The sequence below is a fragment of the Streptomyces sp. NPDC048416 genome, assembly GCF_043200435.1.
Classification (GTDB): Bacteria; Actinomycetota; Actinomycetes; order Streptomycetales; family Streptomycetaceae; genus Streptomyces.
On the sequence record NZ_JBICXU010000029.1, the window covers coordinates 23,457 to 38,924 of the forward strand.

15 protein-coding genes are annotated in these 15,468 nt (G+C 72.3%); 8 read left to right on the forward strand and 7 right to left on the reverse strand.

The window, feature by feature from the left end; all coding sequences use genetic code 11:
• Window positions 1-158: 158 nt before the first annotated feature.
• A complete protein-coding gene (locus ACGFW5_RS28160) occupies window positions 159-1,577 on the reverse strand; it encodes an SWF or SNF family helicase (protein ID WP_393837104.1) in 1,419 nt (472 codons plus the stop codon).
• Entirely contained in the window at window positions 1,574-4,426 is a 2,853-nt protein-coding gene (locus ACGFW5_RS28165; RefSeq protein WP_393837105.1) for an SNF2-related protein, read from the reverse strand. Before ACGFW5_RS28165 ends, ACGFW5_RS28160 begins: the two co-directional genes overlap by 4 nt.
• 271 nt (window positions 4,427-4,697) lie before the next feature.
• On the opposite strand from ACGFW5_RS28165, the gene ACGFW5_RS28170 reads away from it, so the two are divergent.
• From ACGFW5_RS28170 to ACGFW5_RS28180, 3 genes are all read left to right on the forward strand, one after another.
• A complete protein-coding gene (locus tag ACGFW5_RS28170; protein WP_393837171.1) occupies window positions 4,698-5,744 on the forward strand; it encodes a fatty acid desaturase family protein in 1,047 nt (348 codons plus the stop codon).
• A 93-nt stretch (window positions 5,745-5,837) separates the two neighbouring features.
• Complete coding sequence (locus ACGFW5_RS28175; protein WP_393837106.1) at window positions 5,838-6,020, forward strand: hypothetical protein; 183 nt, start codon at window positions 5,838-5,840, stop codon at window positions 6,018-6,020.
• A 243-nt stretch (window positions 6,021-6,263) separates the two neighbouring features.
• On the forward strand, window positions 6,264-6,815 hold the full coding sequence (locus ACGFW5_RS28180; protein ID WP_393837107.1) for an MOSC domain-containing protein: 552 nt from the start codon (window positions 6,264-6,266) through the stop codon (window positions 6,813-6,815).
• Between the two features lie 331 nt (window positions 6,816-7,146).
• On the opposite strand, the gene ACGFW5_RS28185 is transcribed toward ACGFW5_RS28180, so the two are convergent.
• From ACGFW5_RS28185 to ACGFW5_RS28200, 4 genes are all read right to left on the reverse strand, one after another.
• Complete coding sequence (locus ACGFW5_RS28185) at window positions 7,147-7,671, reverse strand: SAM-dependent methyltransferase (RefSeq protein WP_393837108.1); 525 nt, start codon at window positions 7,669-7,671, stop codon at window positions 7,147-7,149.
• Window positions 7,672-7,864: 193 nt separating this feature from the next.
• Window positions 7,865-8,839 (reverse strand): hypothetical protein, encoded by a 975-nt coding sequence (locus ACGFW5_RS28190; RefSeq protein ID WP_393837109.1) that lies wholly within the window; start codon window positions 8,837-8,839, stop codon window positions 7,865-7,867.
• 90 nt (window positions 8,840-8,929) lie between these two features.
• A complete protein-coding gene (locus tag ACGFW5_RS28195; protein WP_393837172.1) occupies window positions 8,930-9,196 on the reverse strand; it encodes a hypothetical protein in 267 nt (88 codons plus the stop codon).
• A gap of 207 nt (window positions 9,197-9,403) precedes the next feature.
• Window positions 9,404-9,925, reverse strand: a complete 522-nt coding sequence (locus ACGFW5_RS28200; RefSeq protein WP_393837110.1) for a PadR family transcriptional regulator — start codon at window positions 9,923-9,925, stop codon at window positions 9,404-9,406.
• A 185-nt stretch (window positions 9,926-10,110) separates the two neighbouring features.
• Between ACGFW5_RS28200 and ACGFW5_RS28205 the strand changes: the two genes are divergently transcribed.
• Window positions 10,111-10,869 (forward strand): alpha/beta fold hydrolase, encoded by a 759-nt coding sequence (locus ACGFW5_RS28205; RefSeq protein WP_393837111.1) that lies wholly within the window; start codon window positions 10,111-10,113, stop codon window positions 10,867-10,869.
• 265 nt (window positions 10,870-11,134) lie between these two features.
• Here ACGFW5_RS28205 and ACGFW5_RS28210 read toward each other — a convergent pair whose 3' ends face one another.
• Entirely contained in the window at window positions 11,135-11,734 is a 600-nt protein-coding gene (locus ACGFW5_RS28210) for a class I SAM-dependent methyltransferase (RefSeq protein WP_393837112.1), read from the reverse strand.
• 273 nt (window positions 11,735-12,007) lie between these two features.
• Here ACGFW5_RS28210 and ACGFW5_RS28215 point away from each other — a divergent pair, with 273 nt between their 5' ends.
• The 4 genes from ACGFW5_RS28215 (at window position 12,008) to ACGFW5_RS28230 (ending at window position 15,448) form a co-directional block, all read left to right on the forward strand.
• Window positions 12,008-12,430 carry a roadblock/LC7 domain-containing protein gene (locus ACGFW5_RS28215; protein ID WP_393837113.1) on the forward strand — a complete coding sequence of 141 codons (423 nt, stop codon included), beginning with the start codon at window positions 12,008-12,010 and terminating at the stop codon, window positions 12,428-12,430.
• Between the two features lie 122 nt (window positions 12,431-12,552).
• Entirely contained in the window at window positions 12,553-13,536 is a 984-nt protein-coding gene (locus ACGFW5_RS28220; RefSeq protein ID WP_393837114.1) for a DUF6397 family protein, read from the forward strand.
• A gap of 104 nt (window positions 13,537-13,640) precedes the next feature.
• Window positions 13,641-14,579: a RimK family alpha-L-glutamate ligase gene (locus ACGFW5_RS28225; RefSeq protein WP_393837115.1), complete on the forward strand. Its 939-nt coding sequence runs from the start codon at window positions 13,641-13,643 to the stop codon at window positions 14,577-14,579.
• The gene (locus ACGFW5_RS28230) at window positions 14,576-15,448 is read left to right on the forward strand and encodes a RimK family alpha-L-glutamate ligase (RefSeq protein WP_393837116.1); all 873 of its coding nucleotides are present in this window, start codon (window positions 14,576-14,578) and stop codon (window positions 15,446-15,448) included. Before ACGFW5_RS28225 ends, ACGFW5_RS28230 begins: the two co-directional genes overlap by 4 nt.
• Window positions 15,449-15,468 lie beyond the last annotated feature (20 nt).

Genomic DNA, 15,468 nt, shown 5'->3' on the forward strand with positions numbered 1-15,468 from the left:
ACCGTACGGTCCGGGGCGTGCGGGGTGGAAGAGGGCGGGCGGAGCGGGAGTGCCCCGCAGCCTGGAGGCGGCGGCCGGCGCCCGACGTCCGCACGGTGCAGGCGGGCGACGCCACGGCGTGGGATGCGCGGCCGCGCTGTGGCGCACCCAGGGGCCGGTCAGTCGCCGTCGGCCGCGGTGCCCTCCGGGTCGGCGCCGTGGTGACGGGCGAGGGAGCCCGCGTGCTCTACACCGATGGTCTGATCGAACGCGCCCCCGGCGCTCCCCGTGCCCCCGTCGGCCCCGGCACCTCCGTCGCCCCCGGCACCTCCGTCGCCCCCGTCGGCCGCGGCGAACATGGCCGCGAGCGCAGCCGCCGGGTCGTCGTCGGCCGGGCCCACCGGACTCCAACGGCCGCGCTCCTTGCGGTAGGGCCACCAGCGGCCGTCGTGGCCGAGCCGCAGCTGTGCGTCCCGGCCGGTCACCGTCCACCGGTTGGCGCCGGTGGCGCGCAGCGACGGGCGTTCGCCCTCGCTCCAGGCGCGATCGAGACCGGCCACGGCCCGTGCCAGCGCTTCCGGCCCGGGGACCCACTCCTCCTCCAGCACGCGCAGCGATGCGACCCCGCCGAACCGCCAGGCGCGTACGGCAGCCGTCAGTTCCGCGGCGCGGCGACCCGACGCGGCGCCGAGCCGGGCCAAGACCGGCCCGTCGTGGCAGCCTGCCGCAAGCCGCACCGCGTCCTGATCCTCCGTCAAGTCAGCGTCGAACGGCTGGTGTTGGTGACGTGGTGACAGAGCGTCCGCGAGCATGCGGTGGGCCCGTCCGGCGGCGTCGGCGGCCAGGAACTCCAGTGCCGCCGGGTCCACTCCGGGCTCCGGTGCGGTCTCGGTGTCCAGATGGGCGGGGGCGCCCGGCTCGGGTGGGAGCGAGGGCGGGGCGGGGAGCGGCGGCAGGATGTCCCGGGCCGCGAACGTCTCGTCGGCCGGTACGCCGCGCGTCGTGGCGGGCTCGGCAACGGCCGGTGTCGCGCTGAGCTCCTGGAGGGCGTCCAGGAACTCCCGCTCCGCGCGCCCCCGCATCAGCAGCAGCACGAAGGGGTCCTGGTCCAGAAGCCGTGCCACCTGGTAGCAGAGGGCCGCGGTGTGCGGGCAGTGGTCCCAGGCGTCGCAGCTGCACGTGGGCTCCAAGTCGCCGATCGCGGGAAGGAGTTCGACACCCTCGCTCGCCGCGTCCTCCACGAGGTGCGGGGGCATCTCGCGGTCGAGCAGCGCCGCGATGTGCCCGGCGCGCTCCGCCGTCATCCGAAGGAAGCGCTCCCAGTCGTCACCGTCCAGTTCCTGGAGGAGCACGTCGCTGCGGTGCTGCGATCCGTCCCGGTCCCGTACCACCGCGGTGATCCGTCCCGGGCGTACGGTCACCGCGCCGACCGCGCCCGCACGGGCGATGCGCCGCCCCTGTTTCAGCTGCTGCCCGTCGAGCGCGGTGTCCTCAAGTGCCTTCAGCCATGCCAGCCCCCACCAACTGGTCGCGAAAGAGCGGCCGTTCGCGGGAGGAAGGGGTTCGAAGGTGCGCTCGTTGTCGTATGTGCCGCTCATCGCCCGCTCCCTCGCAGCGCCACCAGATCCGTCAGCTCGGCATTGGACAGCTCGGTCAGGGCCGACTCGCCCGAGCCGAGCACCGCGTCGGCCAACTCCCTTTTGCGGTCCAGCATGTCGGCGATCCGGTCCTCGATCGTGCCCTCGGCGATCAGCCGGTGCACCTGGACCGGCTGGGTCTGCCCGATGCGGTGGGCGCGGTCGGTGGCCTGTGCCTCGACGGCCGGGTTCCACCAGCGGTCGTAGTGGATGACATGGCCGGCGCGGGTGAGGTTGAGGCCCGTGCCCGCCGCCTTCAACGACAGGAGGAACACCGGCACTTCACCGTCCTGGAAGCGGCGCACCATCTCCTCGCGCCGCTCCACGGGCGTGCCGCCGTGCAGGAACTGCGTCGGCACGCCGCGCGATGCCAGATGCTCCTCGATGAGCCGCGCCATGCGTACGTACTGCGTGAAGACCAGCACCGCACCGTCCTCGGCGAGGATGGTGTCCAAGAGCTCGTCGAGCAGTTCCAGTTTTCCGGACCTGCCCGTGATGCTCGGTCTCTCCTCCTTCAGGTACTGCGCCGGATGGTTGCAGATCTGCTTGAGCGCGGTCAGGAGTTTCACGACGAGGCCGCGCCGCTCGAATCCGTCCGCGCCGGAGATCTCGGCCAGCGTCTCGCGCACGACCGCCTCGTACAGACCGGTCTGCTCCTTGGTCAGGGAGACGGCGCGGTCGGTCTCGGTCTTCGGTGGCAGTTCGGGAGCGATGCCCGGGTCGGACTTGCGGCGGCGCAGCAGGAAGGGCCGCACGAGCCGGGAGAGCCGTTCGGTGGCCGCGGGGTCCTGGCCGCTCTCGGCCGCGGAGGCGTACGTCGTGCGGAAGGTGCCGAGCCGGCCGAGCAGCCCCGGCGTCGTCCAGTCGAGGATCGCCCACAGCTCGGAGAGGTTGTTCTCGACGGGCGTGCCGCTGAGCGCCACGCGGGCCCGGGCCCCGATGGTGCGCAGCTGCCTGGCTGTCGCCGAGTACGGATTCTTGACGTGCTGCGCCTCGTCGGTGACGACCATGCCCCAGGGGACGCCTGCCAGCCTGTCCGCGTCCAGGCGCATCGTGCCGTACGTGGTGAGCACGAACTCGCCGTCCTTCAGGGCCTCCAGGGAGCGCGAGGCCGCGTGGAAGCGGCGCACGGGCGTGCCGGGCGCGAACTTCTCGATCTCGCGCTGCCAGTTGCCCATCAGGGAGGTGGGGCAGACGACGAGGGTCGGGCCGGCTGTCGCGGGGTCGCTCTGGCGGTGCAGATGCAGGGCGATGAGGGTGATGGTCTTGCCGAGCCCCATGTCGTCGGCGAGACAGCCGCCCAGGCCCAACGAGGTCATGTCGGCAAGCCAGTTGAGGCCGCGCAGCTGGTAGTCCCGCAGGTGGGCGGCGAGCGCGGCCGGCTGCGCGACGGGCTGCTCGCGGGCGGCCTCGGGGTCGGCGAGCCGGTCGCGCAGCCGGGCAAGCCAGCCCGTCGCCGCCACCTCGACCCGGCGCCCGTCGATCTCCGTCGAGCCGGTCAGGACGGCCGCCAGCGCGTCGACGGGGGTCACCTTGCGGTCCTGGGTGGTGCGGGCGCGCCGCACTTCGTCGGGGTCGACGAGCACCCACTGGTCGCGCAGCCGCACCACGGGACGGCTCGCCTCGGCGAGCGCGTCCAGCTCCTGGCGCGTCAGCTCGGTGTCGCCGAGGGCGAACCGCCAGTCGAAGCCGAGCAGCGCGTCGGCGGACAGCACCGAAGGCGCCGCGGACTCGATCCGCTCGGACCCCTGCTCCTGCGGGCCGATCACGGCGCGGGCCGTCAGTGTGCGGGAGAGACCTCTGGGCCAGTGGACCTGGACGCCGATGGCGGCCAGGGTGCGCGAAGCCCCGCCGAGCAGTTCGCCCGCTTCCTCGTCGGCGAGTTCCACCGCGTCCGGCACGGCGGCCGACAGCAGCGGCGCCAGGGGCGCCCAGGCGCGGGCCGCCCGGCGCAGGGCGAGCAGTGCGTCCATGCGGGCCCGGGGTCCGAACCCGGCGGCGCCGCCCGATCCCGCCCACACCTCGGCGGCGTCCCGGACCAGCGCGGGGTCGCTGACGCTGTGCAGCTGGAGCACGGCACGGAACACCGGGCCCGCGCTGTCCGGGTCCGCCGAGGCGAGCCCCGGCAGCTCCACCCGCAGCGAGATCCGTACGCCCGCGTCATGTCCGGCCGCCACATCGGCCGCCCAGGCCCGTTGCTCGGGCAACCGCTGCGGCGCATCGGCGGCGAAGGCGGGCGAGCCGGTGGCACGCGCCGCGCCGGGCGTGCGCGGCAAGCCGTCCGCGACGGCGTCGAGGAAGGCGCGCAGCAGCAGTTCGGGGTCCGGGAGCAGCACGGGCCCGCCCGGGGCGTCCACCGGGACGGCGTGCGCCTCGGGCGGCATCGCGGCGGCCAGCTCGCGCACCTTGTCCCGGTCGTCGGCGCCGAGCGGCCCGACCCGCCACGCGTCGTGGTCGGCCGGGGTCAGGCCGGGCAACAGGAGCCCGCGCGCGGCGAGTTGGAGGGCGAGCAGCGCGGCCGCGCCCCAGAACGCGGCCGGCCGTGAGGCCTGGGCCGAGGCGCGGGCCCGGGTGAGCACGGGCAGAGCGTCCCGGACGGGCAGCACAAGGGCGGGCACGCTGTGGGGCGTGGCGTCCGCCCCGACCGCGGTGATGTCCTCGACGGTGCCGGGAGCGGCCGGGGGCGCTTCGCCGTCGGCATGCCAAAAGGCGATCCGGCCGGCCCGGGAGGGGTCGCAGGGCAGGAACGTCACACAACAACGGGCGAGTTCGGCGAGCTGGGACGGCGTAGGAGCGGGGAGCCTCTGCACGGCGATGGCGCATTCCTCAAATTTGACTACGATGCCGAAGCCGCCGAGGGTACAGGAAGTGCCGGGCCCCGCGGAGCCCGAAAGGAGTGGCCTGCGTCACATGGTGTCTCCAGGGTGAGGCCAGCACCACCCCCGGGCGCGGGGCAACCCCCCTTCGGCACACGGGGGGTGACTCCATGGTCCACACAGGGTGCAGAACCGTACGTTCAGTGAGGTCAGCGCAGGCAACTGCGGAGGAGGACCGACCGGAGACGTCATGCCACAGGCGACCATGCCGCAGCCCACCGCAGGCCTCGAAACACCTGCCGAACCACGGGCGGGCAGCGAGTTCGCCCCGCTGCTCAAGGCGGTGAAGGGGCAGGGCCTGCTCGACCGGCGCACCGGCTGGTACGCCACCGGCATCGTCGTGAACCTGCTGGCCCTCGGCGCGACGATCACCGCGATGGTGCTGACGGGCGACACCTGGTGGACCCTGCTGCTCGCTCTTCCCCTCTCCGTGTTCTGGGCCCGCAGCGCCTTCATCGGCCACGACGCCGGCCACGCCCAGATCACCCGCGGCAAGGGCGCGGGCCGAGTCGTCGGTCTCCTCCACAGCGACCTGCTGCTCGGCATGAGCTACGCCTGGTGGAACGACAAGCACAACCGCCACCACGCGAATCCCAACCACGTGGACAAGGACCCCGACGTCGGGGTCGGCGCCCTGGTGTGGACCCAGCGCCAGGCCGAGCAGCGCGAGGGCTTCGCGCGCCTGCTCACCCGCAACCAGGCCCGGCTCTTCTTCCCGATGCTGCTCCTGGAGGGCATCGCGTTGAAGGTGTACGGATTCCAGGACCTCAAGCGGCAGTCGCCCCGCGAGCGGGCCGTCGAGGCGCCCCTCCTGATCGCCCACGTCGCCGGGTACGCGACGCTGCTTCTGAGCGTCATGTCTCCGGGCAAGGCGCTCGTGTTCGCCCTGGTGCACCATGCCCTGTTCGGTCTGCACCTCGGCATGACCTTCGCCCCCAACCACAAGGGCATGGAGATGCCCGACCCGGACGACGCGGGGGACTCGGCCTGGGGCCATCTGCGCCGCCAGGTCCTGACCTCGCGCAACGTACACGGCGGGCCGCTCACCGACTGGTTCCTCGGCGGCCTGAACTACCAGATAGAGCACCATCTGTTCCCGAACATGCCGCGCCCGCACCTCAGGCTGGCACAGCCGATGGTGCGAGCCCATTGTGCGGCCCTGGGCATCGCGTACACCGAGACATCCCTGACGGACTCCTACCGCCAGGCGCTGGAGCACATGCACGAGGTCGGCGCACCGCTGCGCACATGACGCATAGTGGAGACAGCTGGAACCAGCGGGCGCTGTCAGGCGTTCTCCGGACAGGAAGAGCGGCCGTCGGCCGCGAAAAGGAAGGCGACGGACATGTCGAAGCGCACGATGATCGCCGTCGGTGGAGTGGTGGCGGGGCTCATCCTGATTCCCCTGATCGGATTCTGGCTCGCCCTGCTCGTACTGATCGGCGTCCCCGTGGCGGCCTACTTCACGCTGGACCCGAGCCAGCGGCGCAGGCTGCGGCACATATCCCGCAAGGAGCTCGGCCGCTAGGGGGTGTCTGGTGGATCAGGGTCGGTGAGGGTGCGGCGCCTGGTGCGGTGCATCGCAAGGCGCCGGAACGTCGTGATAGCGGAGCTATCGGGGCGTTTCGGCAACGCCGCGAGGTGCCGTGCCAGGCGCCGCACCCCCGGCCATGATCCACCAGACACCCCCTAGAGCCTTCGGGGCGCAGCCGTCCGCCGGTTAGGCTCGACCGGTCATGGTCATGGGCACGGCAGAGGGGAGCTCCGCGCGATGAGCGGCACCAGGGGAACGGTCACGGCGGTCAGCAGCAACGGGGAGTACACGTTCACCAAGCCGAACCGGGACAGCATCACGCTGCTGCGCGGGCTCGGCGTGGCGGGGGATGTCCATGCGGGGGTGACGGTCAAGCACCGCTCCCGCGTCGCCCAGGACCCGACGCAGCCCAACCTTCGCCAGGTCCACCTGATCCACGGCGAGCTCTTCGACGAGGTCGCCGAGCAGGGCTTCGACGTGGCGCCCGGGCAGCTCGGCGAGAACGTGACGACGCAGGGCATCGACCTGCTCTCCCTGCCCACCGGCACGTTGCTGCGCATCGGCGAAGAGGCGGTCGTCGAGGTCACCGGGCTGCGCAACCCGTGCCTCCAGATCGAGGGCTTCCAGAACGGTCTGCTGAAGCAGGTCGTCGGCCGCGACGACGCCGGGAACATCGTGCGCAAGGCGGGGATCATGAGCGTGGTCCGCGCGGGCGGCGAGGTCCGCCCCGGCGACGCCATCACGGCCGAACTGCCCAAGGGCCCGCACCGCCCGCTGGAACGGGTGTGAGGGAAATGGCCTCGGAACGGGTGTGAGGGAGGCCGCGTCGTCCGTGCCGGGGCGCGGGTGCGGGGCGCGGGCTCAACTGTGGTCCCGGGACGGTGAGTTGACTGCCTCACGGGTTCGCCGCCGGTTTCGCCTTACGGGTCCGCCCGCCGGGTTCGCCTCACGGGTCCGCCCGCCGGTTTCGCCCACGGAATCGGCCGCCGGGGACAGCTGCCGGGTCCGGCCGCCGGGGACGGTCAATGTACTGTCCCCGGCCGCCTCTCCTCCCGAGCCGACGGGCGCGGCAGGCTACGGCGGTCCGCCCGCCCGTCGTAGGGCGAAGTCCCCGGTCACGTCACTCGTAGTAGTCCCGCATGAGCTCCATCGACCACTGCGGCTGCGCCGTCTCGCCCCGCGGGCCGAACTCGGCCAGATACGGCTTGATGTCGAGCACCGGCGTTCCGTCCACGGCGTCCAGCCCCGCCACCCGTACCTCAAGTCCCTCGACGGCAAGCACACGGCACCGTGAGACGCCCAGGCGATTGGGGCGGTTCTTGCCCCGCTGCGCGAAGATCCCCACCAGCGGCCAGTCCTGGTTGCCGCGCGGGCGCCGGGCGCCGGACTCGATTTTCTCCGGTGCCACCCGGTCGAAGTGGAAGACCACTTCGAGGTGGGAGAAGTCCGCAAGACCGTACAGCGCCTCGGGGCCGAACTGCTCAGCGTCGAGCCGGATCACGGCCGTCTCGCGGTCCCAGTGGTCATCGGCCACCTCGGCACGCCCGCCGACGACCCGTCCCACCGGCCGGCACACCACGTCGTCCGCCCCGCGGCTGACCGCCGTCCCGTCACCCGGGTGTGCGTCAACGCCCTTGTCCGTCATGTCGATTCCTTCCCCGTTGCCTTGTCCCGACGCTTGATCTACGCGCCGGGACGATCATAAGCAGCCGTGCGGAACCGACGCCGGGAGCGTGTGGCGGTGGAGAGTGAGCGCGAGGTGCGTCAACGGGGCGTGACGGTCCGGTACGTGCGGACATCGTGCCGGGCGCCGCACGGGAGGAGCGCGGCAGGGGCCCTCAGGACGGTCGCACCGCCATCGCCTCCAGTGCTTCGAGGAGAACGGGCAACTCATCGTCACGACCCACGGGGTGGACGTCACCGGGGCACTCGTCGAGAAGGACGAAGGCGATGTCGTCGGTCCTGGCGACCAAGGACCAGCCGGGGCCGTCGGCGCGTAGGGTGCGGGCGCCGCCCGGCGCGAAGGCAGACCGCACGCGACCGACGGGGGGAGGGGATGCGAGATAACCGCGCGCCTCCGCAAGGACTTGCCGGACCCCCGGCCTGTCACCGCCGTGGTGATGTCCGGCATCGGTGTCCGACTCTCCGACCCGCCCGGCGGCCACAGTGTCGTCGGGCTTCGTGGACTTCGTGGACTTCGTGGGCTTCGCCCCCGCCGCCCCACTCTGGTCGGGGGCCACGGAACTCGCCGCTCCCTGCGCCGATTCCGGCTGGTCCGGGGTCACCACGTGCGGGGGGTGGCCGAACGTTTCGGCGTCCAACTGCTCGCGCCACGCCGTCCATTGCAGGGCGACCATGTCCGCGCCGAGACGGCGCTGGGCCGGACCCCAGGTGTCCGTGTCGGGAGGTGTGAGCGTGGGAGGGCCCTGCGGGTCGGGCTCGGGGTCGTGCGGGGCCGGGACGTCCGGTGCCGAGACGACCAGCTCCAGCGGCCACCCGGGCAGCGCCGCCACCACCGTGCGGTCCTGCGGCGACAGGTCGTACTCCATGCCGCAGTCCCAGGAGGCGATCGCCACCGCCACGAGCGACACGTCGTCGACGACCACCGTCCAGCGTGCGCCCGCGCCGTCCTGGCCGAGGACGAGCCCGTAGCCCTGGGCGTACGGACCGAGGCCGAGCGCCGCGCACGCCTCGGGGTAGTCGTCACCGAGCACACTCGGGAACTGCGCGGGTGTCAGCAGCGCTGCCGTGAGTACGTACAGCGCCTCGTCTGCGGCGGTTGCGGCCGCTTCGGCCTCGTCCGTCCCGGTCACGGAATCCTCCCCTTCGGTTCGCTCGTCGGCGCACCTTAACCAGTGAGTAACGCGAACGTCGAGGGTCCGGAACCGGCGACCCGGGGCCCGTCAGGAGGTGGGCAGGCCCATCAGTTCCCTGCTGACGGCACGTGGGGACTCGCCGCGGTCGCGGGCCAGTGCGACCACCGCCCGGCAGGCCAGCTCACGCACCCCGAACGACAGGGCTTCCGGTGACACCCAGCCCGCCGCTTCGTCGAGCGCGTCCTGGTCGTCCTCGGCGCAGGCCGTCACATACGCGGCCGCCGCCTCGAAGATGTTGGGGTGGCGATCGTCGGCCGGCCGAGGCCGGACCGGCTTTCGGGATCGTCCGAACATCGGGGATCTTCCGAACATCGGGACCACCTTTCCGTGGACGGCCCCGCCGCGATGCGCCGGAGCCGATCTCTGAAACGGTCGCCCCCACCGTAGAGTTGGACCAGGTCCGGCAGATAGAGGGCGGTGCCCAAGGCCCGCCCCGGCCTTCGTCTCCTGCGCGCCGGACAGAGAGGACTGCGTCGGGTGGCAGGCGCTCGGTCGGCCGTCTCACTCCAGTGAACGCAGCGTCGCGCGAAGCCACTTGAGTTCGGCGGCGCTGGTGGCGCGGGCGATCGTGAGAATGCCGCGACGGAACGGGTCGTCCAACTCCTCGGCGCTGATGGGTCGTTCACCCTCGTAGAAGAAGCTCGCCGGTTCCTCCAGGAAGGCCAGCCTGCGGCGAAGTACGGCGGCCTGTTCCGCCGCACCGGGCAGGTGGCGCAGAAACGCGAGCAGCGCGAACCAGCGGTTCTCGTCGGTGACATCCAGGCGATCGGGTTCGGCGAGCCGGTTCAGCAGGTCACGGCGGCCCGCCGCGGTCAGGGTCAGCATGTGCCGGGGGGCGGCGGCCGCCCCCGGCTGGGTCTCCCGGGCCAGCAGCCCCGCCTTCTCCAGACGCTTGATCGCGGGGTAGAGCGTGCTTTCGCCGACCGGGCGCACATGACCGGTGAGCGCGGTGATCCGTTTGCGCAGCTCGTAGCCGTGCAGCGGAGCTTCGTACAGGAAACCCAGGATGGCGAGTTCGAGCATGCCCCGCATTCTGCCCCATCCGTGGGGTACATCGTTGACGTAGTACTACGTCAACGATGTATGGTCGGCCGCGAAGGACGCCGTGCGGGTGCCGCGAAGCGTGCCGGGCCGCCACAGGGGTGGCCGGAAGGGCGCTGCGGCAACGGCCTCGACGGCGTTGAGGGGATCACGGGAAGAGGGGTGCCATGCAGGAGGCTGAGTTCGACGGGCGGGGGAGCCGGATCCGGTGGACGCAGTGCGCGGGGGAGGGGCCGGCGCTCGTGTATGTGCACGGGCTGGGCTCGATGTCGGCGGTCTATCACGCACACATCGCCGGTCATCCGGCACTCGCGGGCCGCCGCCAGCTCTTCGTCGATCTGCCGGGCCATGGCATCAGCGACAGGCCGGCGGAGTTCGGATACACCCTGGAGGACCATGCGGACGCCCTCGCGGCGGCCCTCGACGAAGCGGGTGTGAGCGGGGCGGAACTCGTGGCGCACAGCATGGGCGGCGCGGTGGCGATCGTGCTCGCGGACCGCCGCCCCGACCTGGTCGCCAGGCTCGTGCTGACCGAAGCCAACCTCGATCCCGACCCGGCGCCGACGGCGGGCAGCAGCGGCATCGCCACGTACACGGAGGAGGAATTCGTGCACGGCGGAGGCTTCCGCGAAGTGCTCGCGCGCACGGGTCCGCTCTGGGCGGCAACCATGCGGCTCGCCGATCCGCTCGCACTGCACCGCACAGCCGTCGCCCTGGTGCGCGGTACGGAGCCGTCGATGCGCGAGCTCCTGGTGAGACTGCCGATCGAGCGCGTCTACCTGGTGGGCGGCCTCGACGACGGGCTGCCCGGGCGTGCCGAGCTCACCGGCTCGGGCGTCCGGGTCGTGACGGTCCCGGGCGCCGGACACAACGTCATGTTCGACCAGCCCCAGGCCTTCGTGCGCGAAGTGGCCGGCCGGCGGTGAGGGTCCGGGCCGCCTGGAGGTCGGGCGGGCTTGTCCATGGGGGGCCTGTCCGGCGGGCGGCCTTGTCCAGGGGAGGGCCTGTCCACGGGCGGGCCCGCCCCAGGGGGCCTTGGGAGCCGCCCGAGGGCAGACTCCCGAGCGAACGACTGTCGTCAGGCCTCCCGCGCGAAGCCCCGGCCGTCCCGCTTGGCATGCGACGCCCGGCTGTCACACTGCGCATGCAAGGCGGCCCCGGCCTTCATACTTCGAGCGCAAAGGCAGCCCGTCAGGCCTCCCGCACGGCGATGGCCAGATAGCGCTCGTCCTCGTCGGCGTACGACAGCAGTCGCCATCCGGCCGAGGCGAGCAGCGGACGCAGTCGGGGCTCCGCGCGCAGGTCGTCGTCGGTGAGGTGGCGGCCCTGGCGGGCGGCGAGGGCCGCCCGGCCGATGGGGTGGAACAGGGCGAGACGGCCATCCGGACGCGTGACGCGTCCCAACTCCCGCAAGTTTTCGGCCGGTTGAGGAAGGTGGGAGATCAGCCCGGCGCCGAAGACGACATCCGTCGAAGCGGTGCGCAGCGGCAGCCTGCTCACGTCCGCGCACACCAGCGTGGCGTACTGGTCCCGGCCGGCCCGTGTGGCCTCGGCCAGCATCTCGGGGGTGAGGTCCAGGCCGACGACCGTGCCGCCCGGGCCCACCGCGGCGCGCAGCGGTTGTAGGGCGCGGCCCGTGCCGCATCCCGCGTCGAGAACGGCATCGCCCCGCGAGAGCCCCAGTTCGGCGACGGCCGCGGCATATGCCGGGCCGTCGTCGGGGAATTTGCGGTCCCAGTCGGCCGCCCGGGCGGCGAAGAATTCCTGAACGTGCGCGTGGTCTTCGGGCATGCCGCCATGATCCCCCACGGCCCCTCCGATCCCCCCATGCCCCAGTGACTGCACCGTCCTCGCTGTCACGCCCGAGCCACCTCTTCCACGTCTGCCAAACCACGGTGTCCGGGGGGTGGTAACAGCCAAACCCCGGCGGCCTCAGGCCGGGCCACGGAGCTCCAGCGCTGTCCGAATCTCCGCCGCCCTGTACCGCTTGCCCGTGGCGCGCCGGTGGTGAAGGGTGGCAGGAGAACGGGGAAACGGGGAATTGCATGAACGGGGAGGCCTGATATGGCATTGAGCAAGGAACTCGACTGGCTGCTCGACGACCTGACCCGGCGGGTGGAGCATGTACGGCACGCGATCGTGCTGTCCAACGACGGTCTGGTCACCGCCGCAAGCTCCGGCCTTGAACGCGAGGACGCGGAACACCTGGCCGCCGTCTCCTCCGGACTGCACAGTCTCGCCAAGGGCTCCGGCCTGCACTTCCGGGCCGGCAAGGTCCGCCAGACGATGGTCGAATTCGACGAAGGCGTCCTGTTCGTCACCGCCGCGGGCGACGGAAGCTGTCTGTGTGTGCTCGCCTCGGCGGAAGCCGACATCGGTCAGATCGCGTACGAGATGACCCTGTTGGTCAACCGGGTGGGCGAGCATCTGTCGGTGGCGGCGAGGCAGCCGGGCAGCTTCGGCGACTTCGGAGGCAAACGCTTCTGAACTGGTGTTTTCCAGCACCGGATCGAGTTGTCCACAGGCCGAGCGGGATGTCCGCACGGTGCGTTACGGTCGTCACCGAGAGTATTCGTACCGAGTGCTCGTTCCTCACGGGGGAGGATCCGATGACCGTAGTCACCACCAAGAACGCCGTCGTGCCCGCGGCGGCCGCGGGCGCCGCGGCTCCGGCGGGCCCGAGGCTCGCACCCGGCGCCGCCGCGCGTGAACTGGAGCTCAGGCGGGGCGAGTTCGAGCTGGCCGTCCAGCTCGGCCACATTCGCACCGTCCCGGATCCGGGCGGCGGGCACCGCCGGGTCACCGCACGCGAGGTGGCCCGGCACAGAGCGGCCCAGGACTTTCCCGAAGGGCTGCGCGAACGAGTCCGGACCGTGGGCACCGGTGAAGGCGCCGACCTGCTCGGCGTCGCGCCGGGCCGCTTCACCAAACTGGCACGCACCGGGCATCTCACCCCGGTGCGCTGCTACCTCAACCGCTACCGGGCGGTCGTCTGGCTGTACCTTGCGGACGAACTGGTCGAACTGGCCATGCGCGAGCCGGCGTTGCTGAGCGGACGCCATCCCGAGCCCGACGGCCCGCAGGACTGGCGGGCCCGCAACTGGCGTAACCGCAGACTCGCCATGCTGGCCCGCCAGAGCGACGACCAGTGGGAACTGGCGGCCGCGGTCGCTTCCGCGCTCGACGGCGCGCACCTGGCCGGCATCGTCCCGGACCCTTACGAACGGGCCTGTCTGAGGCGGCTGACCCCCGAGACGTTCCGGGTCCATCCCGAGTCCGCGATCGCCCAGGGCGTCGTCGGCAGGCTGCTGTTGGCGGACGAGCCGGACGAAATCGAGTGGTTTCGGTCGCGTCTCGTGGAGGCGCTGGCGGACGCCCGGGACCAGTGCCCGGCCCCGCGCCCGGCCGTGGACCCGGCAGCGCGAGAGAGCGCACCGGTGGGCGGGGAGCAGCCCGCGCCGCGAAGCTCCGGTCGCTCCGGCCCGAGACTCACCGATCCCCGGGCGCGGCCCACCGCGCGGCGGCCCGCGGCGAGGACGGGAGGAGCGCCGGTACAGCGAAGTCTGCTGCGGCGGCTACGGCGGGGGAAGTAGCCGAGCCGGGGCGGGGGGCGACCCGGCCCGGGTTCATGTCATCCTGTGACGTCACAGCTCGCCGGACGGAATCGGCGGACGTCCGGGCGTTACGGGGAAGGTCGATGAGGCTCTGCTTCCTGGTGGAAGAGCACTACCGCCATGACGGCATGCCCGTGGAGGTGATCCGTCAACTCGACGCATGGGGTCACCAGGTCGATGTGGTGCGGCCCGGCGGCTCACTGCTGCGGATGTCCGAGGCGGTCCGCGCGGGCAGCCACGACGCGTGGGTGCTCAAGACGGTGTCCGGCGGTCCGGGGCTTCCGCTCCTGGAAGCCGCCGCCGCCGTCGGGCTGACCACGGTCAACGACGTGCGGTCCATCCGCGGGGTGCGGGACAAGGCGCTCGCGTCGGCCATCGGCCGCAGCCGGGGCCTGCCGGTGCCGATGACGTACGCGGCCGCCCGGCCCGAACTGCTCATGGAGATATCCGAGTCGGAGTACCCCCTGGTGGTGAAGCCGGCCGACGGAAGCTCCGGGCGAGCCGTACACCTCGTGCCGTCCCCGGACCGGCTGGCCGCGATGCTGCCCTCCCTCGCCGGGGAGGGGATGCTCATCGCCCAGCCGTACGTCCCCAACTCGGGCATCGACCTGAAGGTGTACTGCGTCGGGGGAGAGCTGTACGCCACCGAGCGCCGCTCGCCGCTCCATCCCGACCGGGGCGTTCGCGAACGGCACGTGCCGCTGCCCGCCGAAGTGGCTGCCATCGTCGACCAGGTCGGCGCGGTGTACGGGCTCGACCTGTACGGGGTGGACGTGCTGCTCGGTCCGCAGGGCCCGGTGGTCGTCGATGTGAACGACTTCCCGAGCTTCCGCCAGGTCCCGGACGCGGCGGCCAAGGTGGCCCGGGCCGTGCTCGAACTCGCCCGCACGGGCAGCGCGGTCGCGGCCGCGGCCTTCGTATCGGGCGGAGGACGCATTCCGGAGCAGCCGTTCGGGAACGGGGGAACGGCGAACGCGGCGCGACCGGTCCCCACCTCGGCCGGGGCGGGGGAGGGCCGGTGAGCAACGCGACGACGATCGGGCGCCAGTCGACGCGTAAGCGGAACGCGACGACGGTCGGACTCATCACGCCGGAGCCGGACCACCCGCTGCTCGCCGCCACCGCGCATGTGCTGGAGGCGGAACACCGGGTGGTGGCGGTCCATCCCGAGACGGCCGGCCTCGGCCCGTCGCAACCGCTCGCGGACGTATACCTGCTGAAATCGCGCACACCCCGGGCTCTCGCGCTGGCCCGGGCACTGGAATCGCAAGGGATTCCGGTGATCAACTCGGCCGGGGCGACCGCGCTGTGCCAGGACCGTACGGCCATGGCCGAGCGGGCGCGGGAGGCGGGGCTTCCCTTCGCGGCGACCCGCGCCTACGGCTCGCTCACCGACCTGCTCGGCGTCGTGGCCGCCGCCGGGCAGCCTGGCCCGCTGGTGGTGAAGAGCCGCCACAGCAGACGGCACGACCTCGTGGCCCGCGTCGACAGTCCGGCCCGGTTGGCCGAGTTCGCCGACGACTGGGGGGACGAGCCCGTCGTGGTGCAGGAGTTCGCGGAGAACGACGGATACGACCACAAGCTGTGGGTGATCGACGGCACGGTCTTCTCGGCGCTGCGCCGCTCCGAACTCGCCCCCGAGGGCCGGGGCCCCACCTTGCCGCTTACGCCCGGTCAACTTCCCTCGGGCTGGGCCGAGTTGGCGGTGCGCGTCGGTGAGGTCTTCCTCCTCGACGTCTACGGGGTCGACGTCATAGCCACCGGCGACAACGGCGCTCCGCTGATCGTGGACATCAACGCGTTTCCCGGCGTCCGGGGCCAGGCCGGCGCTCCCCAGGCCCTCGCGGCGCTTGCGCTGCGCAGGGCCCGTGAGGCAGTCGCGGCACCCTGAGGCAGCCGGACGGGACCCCA

Excerpts from the sequence above, each read along its gene's own strand:
- ACGFW5_RS28185 (WP_393837108.1), bottom strand. The coding sequence starts at position 7,671 with ATGACGGACAAGGGCGTTGACGCACACCCGGGTGACGGGACGGCGGTC.
- ACGFW5_RS28170 (WP_393837171.1), top strand. The coding sequence starts at position 4,698 with ATGCCGCAGCCCACCGCAGGCCTCGAAACACCTGCCGAACCACGGGCG.
- ACGFW5_RS28210 (WP_393837112.1), bottom strand. The coding sequence starts at position 11,734 with ATGCCCGAAGACCACGCGCACGTTCAGGAATTCTTCGCCGCCCGGGCG.
- ACGFW5_RS28200 (WP_393837110.1), bottom strand. The coding sequence starts at position 9,925 with ATGCTCGAACTCGCCATCCTGGGTTTCCTGTACGAAGCTCCGCTGCAC.
- ACGFW5_RS28220 (WP_393837114.1), top strand. The coding sequence starts at position 12,553 with ATGACCGTAGTCACCACCAAGAACGCCGTCGTGCCCGCGGCGGCCGCG.
- ACGFW5_RS28180 (WP_393837107.1), top strand. The coding sequence starts at position 6,264 with ATGAGCGGCACCAGGGGAACGGTCACGGCGGTCAGCAGCAACGGGGAG.
- ACGFW5_RS28160 (WP_393837104.1), bottom strand. The coding sequence starts at position 1,577 with ATGAGCGGCACATACGACAACGAGCGCACCTTCGAACCCCTTCCTCCC.
- ACGFW5_RS28225 (WP_393837115.1), top strand. The coding sequence starts at position 13,641 with ATGAGGCTCTGCTTCCTGGTGGAAGAGCACTACCGCCATGACGGCATG.
- ACGFW5_RS28195 (WP_393837172.1), bottom strand. The coding sequence starts at position 9,196 with ATGTTCGGACGATCCCGAAAGCCGGTCCGGCCTCGGCCGGCCGACGAT.
- ACGFW5_RS28215 (WP_393837113.1), top strand. The coding sequence starts at position 12,008 with ATGGCATTGAGCAAGGAACTCGACTGGCTGCTCGACGACCTGACCCGG.
- ACGFW5_RS28175 (WP_393837106.1), top strand. The coding sequence starts at position 5,838 with ATGTCGAAGCGCACGATGATCGCCGTCGGTGGAGTGGTGGCGGGGCTC.
- ACGFW5_RS28205 (WP_393837111.1), top strand. The coding sequence starts at position 10,111 with ATGCAGGAGGCTGAGTTCGACGGGCGGGGGAGCCGGATCCGGTGGACG.